Source organism: Microbacterium sp., from assembly GCF_051953575.1.
Classification (GTDB): domain Bacteria; phylum Actinomycetota; class Actinomycetes; order Actinomycetales; family Microbacteriaceae; genus Microbacterium.
The window spans coordinates 1-8,905 of sequence record NZ_JBQCIP010000233.1 but is presented as its reverse complement, the minus strand read 5'-3'; the positions used below and the strand labels follow the sequence as shown (position 1 = coordinate 8,905).

Annotated in this window: 11 protein-coding genes and 1 pseudogene; 7 read left to right on the top strand and 5 right to left on the bottom strand. The window is 69.0% G+C overall.

The window, feature by feature from the left end:
• Together ACTHNQ_RS14125 and ACTHNQ_RS14120 are read right to left on the bottom strand one after the other, a co-directional pair.
• A pseudogene (locus ACTHNQ_RS14125) lies at positions 1 to 138 on the bottom strand (MFS transporter); the annotation flags it as partial.
• A gap of 5 nt (positions 139 to 143) precedes the next feature.
• Complete coding sequence (locus tag ACTHNQ_RS14120) at positions 144 to 605, bottom strand: MarR family winged helix-turn-helix transcriptional regulator (RefSeq protein ID WP_440334332.1); 462 nt, start codon at positions 603 to 605, stop codon at positions 144 to 146.
• A gap of 70 nt (positions 606 to 675) precedes the next feature.
• Here ACTHNQ_RS14120 and ACTHNQ_RS14115 point away from each other — a divergent pair, with 70 nt between their 5' ends.
• Positions 676 to 1,524, top strand: coding sequence for an alpha/beta hydrolase (locus tag ACTHNQ_RS14115; protein ID WP_440334331.1), 849 nt, complete (start codon positions 676 to 678; stop codon positions 1,522 to 1,524).
• A gap of 56 nt (positions 1,525 to 1,580) precedes the next feature.
• Here the strand turns inward: ACTHNQ_RS14115 and ACTHNQ_RS14110 are convergent, their stop codons facing one another.
• The 3 genes from ACTHNQ_RS14110 to ACTHNQ_RS14100 form a co-directional block, all read right to left on the bottom strand.
• Complete coding sequence (locus ACTHNQ_RS14110; RefSeq protein ID WP_440334329.1) at positions 1,581 to 1,856, bottom strand: hypothetical protein; 276 nt, start codon at positions 1,854 to 1,856, stop codon at positions 1,581 to 1,583.
• 141 nt (positions 1,857 to 1,997) lie between these two features.
• Complete coding sequence (locus tag ACTHNQ_RS14105) at positions 1,998 to 2,984, bottom strand: aldo/keto reductase (protein ID WP_440334327.1); 987 nt, start codon at positions 2,982 to 2,984, stop codon at positions 1,998 to 2,000.
• Between the two features lie 2 nt (positions 2,985 to 2,986).
• Positions 2,987 to 3,889 (bottom strand): helix-turn-helix transcriptional regulator, encoded by a 903-nt coding sequence (locus tag ACTHNQ_RS14100; RefSeq protein WP_440334325.1) that lies wholly within the window; start codon positions 3,887 to 3,889, stop codon positions 2,987 to 2,989.
• 122 nt (positions 3,890 to 4,011) lie between these two features.
• On the opposite strand from ACTHNQ_RS14100, the gene ACTHNQ_RS14095 reads away from it, so the two are divergent.
• The 6 genes from ACTHNQ_RS14095 to ACTHNQ_RS14070 form a co-directional block, all read left to right on the top strand.
• Entirely contained in the window at positions 4,012 to 4,344 is a 333-nt protein-coding gene (locus ACTHNQ_RS14095) for a carboxymuconolactone decarboxylase family protein (protein WP_440334323.1), read from the top strand.
• Between the two features lies 1 nt (position 4,345).
• Positions 4,346 to 4,768 carry a cupin domain-containing protein gene (locus ACTHNQ_RS14090; protein ID WP_440334321.1) on the top strand — a complete coding sequence of 141 codons (423 nt, stop codon included), beginning with the start codon at positions 4,346 to 4,348 and terminating at the stop codon, positions 4,766 to 4,768.
• Positions 4,765 to 5,622: an aldo/keto reductase gene (locus ACTHNQ_RS14085; RefSeq protein ID WP_440334319.1), complete on the top strand. Its 858-nt coding sequence runs from the start codon at positions 4,765 to 4,767 to the stop codon at positions 5,620 to 5,622. The genes ACTHNQ_RS14090 and ACTHNQ_RS14085 overlap by 4 nt, the downstream gene beginning before the upstream one ends.
• Before the next feature lie 195 nt (positions 5,623 to 5,817).
• Positions 5,818 to 7,419 (top strand): glycoside hydrolase family 6 protein, encoded by a 1,602-nt coding sequence (locus ACTHNQ_RS14080; RefSeq protein WP_440334317.1) that lies wholly within the window; start codon positions 5,818 to 5,820, stop codon positions 7,417 to 7,419.
• 190 nt (positions 7,420 to 7,609) lie between these two features.
• Complete coding sequence (locus tag ACTHNQ_RS14075; protein ID WP_440334316.1) at positions 7,610 to 7,936, top strand: hypothetical protein; 327 nt, start codon at positions 7,610 to 7,612, stop codon at positions 7,934 to 7,936.
• 130 nt (positions 7,937 to 8,066) lie between these two features.
• Positions 8,067 to 8,905: lipoate--protein ligase family protein (locus tag ACTHNQ_RS14070; protein WP_440334314.1), on the top strand; the 839-nt coding region annotated here is incomplete at its 3' end.

The following is an 8,905-nucleotide window of genomic DNA, read 5'->3' as shown; positions in this document are numbered from 1 at the left end:
GGCTGCGGCGTCGTTGTCGGTGAGCTCGGTGAGCACCACCCAGCTGAGGGCGGTCGCCTGCATCCATGCGCCGATGTTCGACACCAGCGCGCCGATGAACCAGACCCGGTAGTTGAAGGCCGAGAACGACCGGAACATCGCACTCACAGGTTCACCATCCACGCCATGATCTCGGCCGCCGCGGCGATCGTCGCGCGCTCGTCGTCGGTGAGCTCGGCGAGCGCGGACTCGACCCACGCATCGCGCCGCCGCGCGGTCTCGTCGACCACGGAGCGACCGGAATCGGTGAGCGAGATGACCACCTTGCGTCCGTCGTTCTCGTCGGCGCTGCGCGTGATCCAGCCGGAGTCCTGCAGGCAGTTGACGGTGCGGTTCATCGAGGGGGCCGACACGCGTTCGCGCTCGGCAAGCTCGCCGAGGGTGTGGGGGCCGTTCTTCCAGAGGGCCGCGAGGACGGCGAACTGCCCGTCGCTCATCGAGTCGACGGCGCGCTGGGTGCGCATGCGTCGCGCGAGCCGGAAGGTGGCGATCCGCAGCTGCGAGGCGGCGGCCGCGAGATCGGGATCGTGTTCTGTATCTGTCGTGGGGGTTCCGTAGCTGCTCATCCGGATAGTTAGCCTAGCTCATTAGTCTTGCTAAAGAAAGTCTCGGATGCCGCAGCCCTAGACTCTCGGCATGCCCGAGTTCATCGACGCGCACGGTGTCACGATCGTCTACGACGTCTATCCGGCGACCGAGCCGCGGGCGGTGGTGCAGCTGCTGCACGGCGTCGGCGAGCACGCCGGCCGCTACGGCTCCGTCATCGAGGCGCTCACCGCCGACGGGTTCACCGTGTACGCCGACGACCACCGCGGTCACGGCCGCACCGGCATGAAGCAGCACGGCGGCGACGCGTCGCTGCTCGGCCGCCTCGGTCCCGGGGGGCTTCGCGCCGCGATCGCGGCGGAATGGCAGCTGACCGAACTGATCCGCGCGGAGAACCCCGGGCTGCCGCTGATCCTGATCGGGCACTCGTGGGGGTCGTTCCTGGCACAGAAGCTCGTGAACGCGCACCCCGACGCGTACGACGGCCTGGTGCTGAGCGGATCGTCGCTGCTGTGGCCCGGCTCGCTCAATTCGGGCGACCTCAACAAGCCGTGGCGGGGCCCGAAGGCCACCGGCGTGGAGTGGCTGTCGTCAGATCCGGCGGTGGGTGAGGCGTTCCTCGCCGACCCCCTCACCACGACGACGCCGCTGCCGAAGCTGTTCGGCCCGATCGACACGCTGCGCCTTCTCGGCAAGCCGCGCAGACGCGTCGGGCGCGGCATCCCGACCCTGCTCATGGTCGGCCGGGACGACCCCGTGGGCGGGCCTCGCAGCGTGCACCGCCTCGCGGACGCCTACCGGAAGAGGTCGCGGTTCACCGATGTGACGACCCTCGTCTACCCGGGTGCGCGGCACGAGATCTTCAACGAGGTCATGAAGGCCGATGTGCGCGCCGACCTGCTGGCCTGGCTCGAGCAGAGGTTCCCCGCGCGGTCTTGATGTCGGGCGTCATTGCAGCTGCGGGCGAGGCGCACACCGTGGGCTCGTGGGCGCCTTTACGCCTCGCCGGCGTGAGATGAGCGCTCAGAGCCGAGTGCTTCGTGCTGCTGCTGGTACCGGAGGAGCATCACCACCCCGAGGGCACCGATGCACAGCCACAGGGCCGACATGGTGAGCCCGACCCAGACCGCGTTGCCGGTCGTCAAGATGGCGATGCCTGCCACCACGCCGAGCACCCCGAACGCCAGGAAGGTCGTTCCGAACGCGCGGAGGAGTTGGAGGGTGTGCCGCTGCTGGATCAGGGGCCAGGGCCCGGCGTGTTCCGATGTCATGCATCCAGTCCACAGCCTGACGCCCCGTCGTGACGGGCCTTGACAACCGGCCCCGGGAGACTTGCGCTCCGGGGTCGGGGAGCCCTCAAGAGTCAGAGCGTGACGCCCGTCCTGGGACTCCCGCCTGCTGCCGATGGCCGATCAACGCCCGACATACCCCATGTGCACTTCGTTGTAGCGATCGCCGTGCACGCCGACTCGCTGCGCCAGGTCGTCGAGGTCGGCGAGGTCGTCGGCCGACAATGGAACGACCGTCGATCCCGCGTTCTCTTCGATGCGCGAGGTGCGGCGTGTGCCGGGGATGGGGACGATCCACGGCTGCTGCGCGAGAAGCCACGCGAGCGCGACCTGTCCTGGCGTCGCGCCCTTGGATGCTGCGAGAGCCGAGACGTGATCCACGAGGGCGTGGTTGGCTTCACGGTTCTGCTGTGTGAACCGCGGGATGGTGGAGCGGACGTCGCCATCGGCGAAGGAGGTGCGCTGATCGACCGTGCCGGTCAGGAACCCTTTGCCCAGGGGGCTGAACGGGACGAACCCGATTCCCAGCTCTGCGACGGTCGGCAGGACCTCGGCTTCGGGGTCGCGGGTCCAGAGGGAGTACTCGCTCTGCAGCGCCGTCACCGGAAAGGTGGCGTGAGCACGGCGGATCGTGGTGGCGGATGCCTCGGACAAGCCGAGGTGGCGCACCTTGCCCTGGGCCACGAGCTCGCCGACGGTGCCGGCGACGTCTTCGATGGGCACGTCGGGGTCGACCCGGTGCTGGTAGAACAGGTCGATCACGTCGGTGCGAAGCCGCGCCAGCGACGCGTCGGCGACGGCGCGGATCTGCTCGGGGCGGCTGTTGAGTCCGACGCTCTTGCCGCCCTGGATGTCCCATCCGAACTTCGTCGCGATGGTGACCTGGTGGCGGACGGGTTCAAGGGCCTCTCCGACGAGTTCTTCGTTGGCGTACGGCCCGTAGACCTCCGCGGTGTCGAAGAACGTGACCCCGAGATCGACCGCGGAGCGGAGGACGGCGATCATGTCGTCGCGGTCACCGGGGTTGGGGCCGTAGCTCTGCGACATGCCCATGCAGCCGAGCCCGATGGCCGAGACCTCGAGTCCTTGTCCGAGTGTGCGGAGGTGCATGATCAGTCCTTCTGTGACGTGGTGATGTCGACGTCGTTCTGTGCCGTGGTGGCGGTGGTTTCCTGAGTGGCCTGCCAGCTCGCGAGGAGCCGGAATCGCTCTTCGCTTTCGGACCTGGGGTGGGGCACGTAGATGAGGAATGTGAGGCCGGGGTGCTGGACGAACTGCATGTCTTCATAGCTGAGTTCGAGGGCGCCGACGACAGGGTGGATGAACTGCTTCACCCCGGCGCCGTGCTGGCGGACGTTGTGCGCGCCCCAGCGGGTGCGGAACTCGGTGCTGCGGGTGGAGAGTTCCCCGACCAGGTCCTGCAGCCCGCGGTCATACGGGTCGCGGCCGGCTTCGGTGCGGAGGATGCCGACGGTGATGTCTGCTGCCTTCTCCCAGTTCGGGTGGAAGTCTCGCGCCCGTGGGTCGAGGAAGGCATATCGGGCGAGGTTCCCGTCGCCGGGTGACTCGAAAGCCTCGCACTGCAGGGCGCGGCCGAGGGTATTGGCAGCGAGGATGTCCATGCGCCCGTTGCGGACGATCCCGGCGCCGCCGGTGATCGCGTCGAGCATGAGTTGCATGCCGGAGCGGACGGCTGCTGAGGTGCCACGTTTGCGGCGGATGCGGGTGGGTGGTGCTCCCGCGGCGCGGGCCAGGTCGGAGAGGTGCTCGCGCTCCGCGTCGTCGAGCTGCAGGGCCTGTGCGAGTGCGTGCAGTACGGACTCCGATGCGCCGGCGATCTGGCCGCGTTCGAGCTTGGCGTAGTACTCGATGCTGACCCCGGCGAGCGTCGCGACTTCGCTGCGACGCAGTCCCGGGACGCGTCGGTTGCTCCCGCCCGGAAGCCCGACCTCGTCGGGGGTGAGCTTCGCGCGACGCGAGGTGAGGAACTCGCGCACCTCTGCCTTGTTGTCCATGCCGTCGACGCTACGCGCGACCACATGCTCATGGGGTTCCCTGCGAGTACACGTCTTGCAAGGGACTCCCTCGAGGACGCGGGCAGGGGTTGGGTGGATGGTGTCCGACGAAGGGGGACATCATGACCCACGAGAATACTGGTTGGACGGGCGGCCAGCGGGCGTTCGGCGATTTCGCGCCCGCTCTCGTGCATTACACCGACAAGGTGCTGTTCGACGAGGTGTGGGAGCGTCGCGACCTGTCCAAGCGCGACCGGAGTCTGGTCACGGTGGCGGCGCTCACCGCCCTCGGCAAGAGCGATCAGTTGCGCTTCCACCTCGACTTCGCCCGACAGAACGGTGTAACAGAGGAGGAGTTGAAGGAAGCGATCCTGCAGCTCGCGTTCTACACCGGCTGGCCCAACGGCATGGCGGCGATGACGGTGCTGAAAAAGGTCAGCGCGGGGGAGGAATGACGTGAGCTTCGACAGCGTGTTCCCGAAGGGGGAACCCAACGACGCGTTCGCCGAGTACTTCATCGGGCAGAGCTATGTCGCACCGCTTGCGAGTCTCGGTATGAGCGTCTCGAACGTCACGTTCGAGCCCGGATGCCGCAACAACTGGCACCGCCACAACGCGACATCGGGTGGCGGGCAGATCCTGCTCGCTGTCGCGGGCAGCGGCTGGTTCCAGGCCGAGGGTAAGGAGCCCGTGAGCCTCGAACCCGGCGCAGTCGTGGAGATTCCCGCCGGGCAGAAGCACTGGCACGGTGCGAAGGCCGACTCGTGGTTCAGTCATGTCGCGATCGCCGTGCCCGGCGAGAATACCGACAACGAATGGCTCGAACCGGTCACGGACGAGTACTACAACACCCTCACGGAGAAGCGGAGCATCGCATGAGCATCCTGGACGAGACCTACACGCTGTCGAACGGCGTCGAGATCCCCAAGCTCGGGCTCGGCACCTGGTTCATCGAGGAGGACAAGGCCGCGCAGGCCGTGAGGGATGCCGTCGAGATCGGCTACCGCAACATCGACACCGCCCAGGCGTACGGCAATGAGCGCGGCGTCGGGGAAGGCATCCGCACCTCAGGCGTCGCCCGGTCGGATCTGTTCGTGTCAACGAAGCTCGCCGCCGAGATCAAGGACTACGACACAGCGGTCGCCGCGATCGACGGGTCGCTGCGCACGATGGGGCTCGAGTACGTCGATCTGATGCTGATTCACAGTCCGCAGCCGTGGGCCGACTTCCGTGGGGGCGACTATGCGGACGGCAACCGTGCCGCCTGGCGGGCACTCGAAGAGGCGCACACCGCGGGCAAGCTCCGCGCGATCGGCGTCTCGAACTTCCTGGAGTCCGACGTCGAGAACATCATCGACGGCGGAACGGTCGTCCCGCACGTGAACCAGCTGCTCGTGCACGTGGGGAACACCCCGACTGATCTCCTCGAGTTCTGCGCCGACCGCGGCATCCAGGTGCAGGCGTACTCGCCGATCGCGCACGGTCAGATGCTGAAGAACCGGTTCGTCGTCGAGATGGCCGAGACCTACGGTGTCACGGTGCCGCAGCTATGCATCCGGTACACCCTTCAGCTCGGCACGGTCTCGCTGCCGAAGACCGCGAACCCGGACCACATGCGCGCCAATGCCCAGGTGGACTTCCTCATCTCGGACGATGACATGACCGCGCTGCGGCACCTCGAGGCCCGCGACTACGGCGACGACAGCCGGTTCCCCGTCTACAGCGGCAAGTGAGCCGCACGCCAACACCCTGAGGACGTCATCGCATAAGGGGGACGCCAGTCGGCGCTCACCTGCCGCGGTGTTTGACAGCATGCGCGTGCGTCCGCCATCCTGGCCGCAGTGATCGTGGTGGGAGCGCTCCCACGCATGGCGATCCCACTCCCCGGACGATGACGCCCGGCGGTCGACGACGACAGGAGAACCACTATGCCTCTGGCATCCATCCGTCCCCGCGCGAGAGCAGGCACTCGCCGCGCGCTCGCCCTCGGCGCGGCGGCCGCCCTCACCGCCGGACTCGCGCTGCCGCTGACCGCGACCGCTGCCGTCGCCGACGACGACACGGGCCTCGTCGGCTCGCAGCTCTACGTCGACCCGTGGAGCACGACGCTCGAAGCGGCCCAGTCGCTCACCGGACAGGCGCGCGACGACGCCCAGCTGCTCGGCTCGATCGCGTCGGCGACGTGGTTCACCGACGGCACGCCTGCCGAGGTCGAGGCCGCCGTCGACGCCGTGGTGACCGCCGCAGCCGCTCAGGGCCGCATGCCGGTGCTCGTGGCGTACAACCTGCCGTTCCGCGACTGCGCGCAGTACTCGGCCGGCGGCGCTGCCGACACCGCCGCGTACGAGGCCTGGATCGACGGGTTCGCGGCCGGCATCGGCGGCCGCGACGCCACCGTCATCGTCGAGCCCGACGGCCTGGGCGTCATCCCGCACTACACGACCCTCGACGGCTCAGTGGAGTGGTGCCAGCCGGCCGAGGTGCCTGCCGAGACGGCGACGGCCGACCGCTTCGCGCAGCTGAACCACGCCGTCGACGCCTTCGCCGCCCTCCCCGCGACATCGGTCTACCTGGACGGCACCAACTCGGCGTGGCTCAACGTCGGCGAGATCTCGGACCGCCTGCTCAAGGCCGGTGTGCAGCGCGCCGACGGGTTCTTCCTCAACGTCTCGAACTACCAGTTCACGGCCAACTCCACCGCGTACGGCACGTGGGTGTCGCAGTGCATCGCGTACGTCACCGAGGTGAACCCCGGCGACTTCGGATCGTGCGGCAACCAGTACTGGAACGGCGGCCCGGCCACCGGCTGGCAGGGCGTCGGCATGTCGCAGTACGGCGAATGGACCGCGGATGCCGCCGACCCGGCCCTCAACACGTCCGGGGTCGACTCGCGCTATGCGTCGATCCTCGGCGGTGTCCAGCCGACGACCCGGTTCGTGATCGACACCAGCCGCAACGGCCTGGGCGCGTGGCAGTACCCGGTCGGGGTCTACCCGGCGCACGAGGACTGGTGCAACCCGCCCGACCGCGGCCTCGGCCTGCGTCCCGACACGACGACGGGCGAGGCGCTCGTCGACGCCTACCTGTGGATCAAGGTCCCCGGTGAGTCCGACGGCAAGTGCTACCGCGGCACGGCCGGCCCGAACGACCCCGAGCGCGGCTACGAGGACCCGGCCGCAGGGCAGTGGTTCCCGCAGCAGGCGCGCGAGCTCATCGCGTTCGCCCAGCCCGGGATCGCGCCGCTCGACTGCCACGTGGACTGGACGCCGACCGCCGACAAGGGCGGCTTCTCAGCGACCGTCCGGCTCTCGGGCGCCGTCGCGGACCGCTTCTCGCTCGGATTCTCACTGCCGGACGGGCAGGTCGCCGCGAAGGCGACGCGCGCAAGCATCAGCCAGACCGGAGGAGTCGTCACGGTGAGCGGCACCGCCAAGCGCACCGGCAACGCACCCGACACGGTGGTGCACGCCACCGGTGCGCCGGTCACCCCTTGGCAGTTCCTGCTCGACGGGCGCGCCTGCACCTCGTGACCGGGCTCCGGCTCGCGCGGTGAAGCGAGGCGGTGGCGACGCGCCGAAGGGTCGTCGCCACCGCCTCATAGCAGTCCGTGGGACCCCGCGTCCAGACCCCGGCGCCGACGGGCGGTGCGGCGCGCGCCGTCGATAGGCTGACCGCGCTCCGGCGCCCGCCGGGGCTTTCCTGGAGAAGGGTCCCCCCGCCTTGATCACCCTCAGCTGGCTTCTGCTCATCGCCCTCGTCGGCGGCGTCCTCGCTCTGATCGACGGCATCCTGCGCGTCCGCGGCAAGGGCAACACCGTCGTCGGCATCATCGAGATCGTCGTCGCGGCGCTGTTCGTGCTGTCGCTCTTCCTGCCCGGCATCCCGTTCGGATCGCTGGTCCTCGCCATCGCGACGCTCATCGTCGTCGTCATCGGCATCGTCTTCCGCGGGCGCCAGGGCATCGGCATCGCGATCGCAGCCCTCGCCGTCATCGCACTGTGGATCGTGCTGGTGAACCACTGGCTCGTCATCCCCGGCATCAACTGACCCGTCGGCCGGCCTTCGGCATCGCGAAAGGGCATGTTCCGCCGCCCGGCGCGGCGAGAACATACCCTTTCGCGAGTCCGGGGGGAGGGATGCCGCGACCCCGCCCGCCCGGCGCGAATAGGCTGAATCCATGCACGGCGAATACAAGGTGCCCGGTGGGAAGCTCGTGGTCGTCGACCTCGAAGAGCAGGGCGGGCGCATCGCGGACTTCCGCCTCGCGGGCGACTTCTTCCTCGAGCCCGACGACGCGCTGCTCGACATCGACGCCGCCGTCAACGGCCTGCCGATCGAGGCCGATGTCGCGACCATCGCGGCCGCCGTGCGCGGTGCGCTCCCCGAGGGCGCTCAGCTGCTCGGCTTCACCCCCGAGGCCGTCGGGACCGCGGTGCGGCGGGCGCTCGTCACCGCACCGGGCTGGCGCGACTTCGACTGGGAGATCGTGCACGACGCCCCGGTGTCTCCGCGCATGAACCTCGCGCTCGACGAGGTGCTCACCGGCCGGGTCGGCGACGGCCGCCGGCGACCGACGCTGCGCATCTGGGAATGGGATGAGAACGCCGTCGTGATCGGCTCGTTCCAGTCCCTCCGCAACGAGGTCGACCCCGACGGCGCCGCCAAGCACGGCTACGACGTCGTGCGGCGCATCTCGGGCGGAGGTGCCATGCTCATGGGCGCCAACTCGATCGTCACCTACTCGCTGTACGTGCCGGCATCCCTCGTCGCCGGAATGACCTTCGCAGACTGGTACGCGTTCCTCGATGACTGGGTGCTGCAGGCGCTCCGCGCACTCGGGATCGACGCCGTGTACCAGCCGCTCAACGACATCGCGGGACCCTCGGGCAAGATCGGCGGCGCCGCTCAGAAGCGGCTCGCCAACGGAGGCGTGCTGCATCACGCGACTCTGAGCTACGACATGGACGGCCAGGTCATGACAGAGGTGCTCCGCATCGGCCGCGAGAAGCTGAGCGA

Coding starts and splice junctions, on each gene's coding strand:
- ACTHNQ_RS14120 (WP_440334332.1), bottom strand. CDS start 605: ATGAGCAGCTACGGAACCCCCACGACAGATACAGAACACGATCCCGAT.
- ACTHNQ_RS14115 (WP_440334331.1), top strand. CDS start 676: ATGCCCGAGTTCATCGACGCGCACGGTGTCACGATCGTCTACGACGTC.
- ACTHNQ_RS14110 (WP_440334329.1), bottom strand. CDS start 1,856: ATGACATCGGAACACGCCGGGCCCTGGCCCCTGATCCAGCAGCGGCAC.
- ACTHNQ_RS14105 (WP_440334327.1), bottom strand. CDS start 2,984: ATGCACCTCCGCACACTCGGACAAGGACTCGAGGTCTCGGCCATCGGG.
- ACTHNQ_RS14100 (WP_440334325.1), bottom strand. CDS start 3,889: ATGGACAACAAGGCAGAGGTGCGCGAGTTCCTCACCTCGCGTCGCGCG.
- ACTHNQ_RS14095 (WP_440334323.1), top strand. CDS start 4,012: ATGACCCACGAGAATACTGGTTGGACGGGCGGCCAGCGGGCGTTCGGC.
- ACTHNQ_RS14085 (WP_440334319.1), top strand. CDS start 4,765: ATGAGCATCCTGGACGAGACCTACACGCTGTCGAACGGCGTCGAGATC.
- ACTHNQ_RS14080 (WP_440334317.1), top strand. CDS start 5,818: ATGCCTCTGGCATCCATCCGTCCCCGCGCGAGAGCAGGCACTCGCCGC.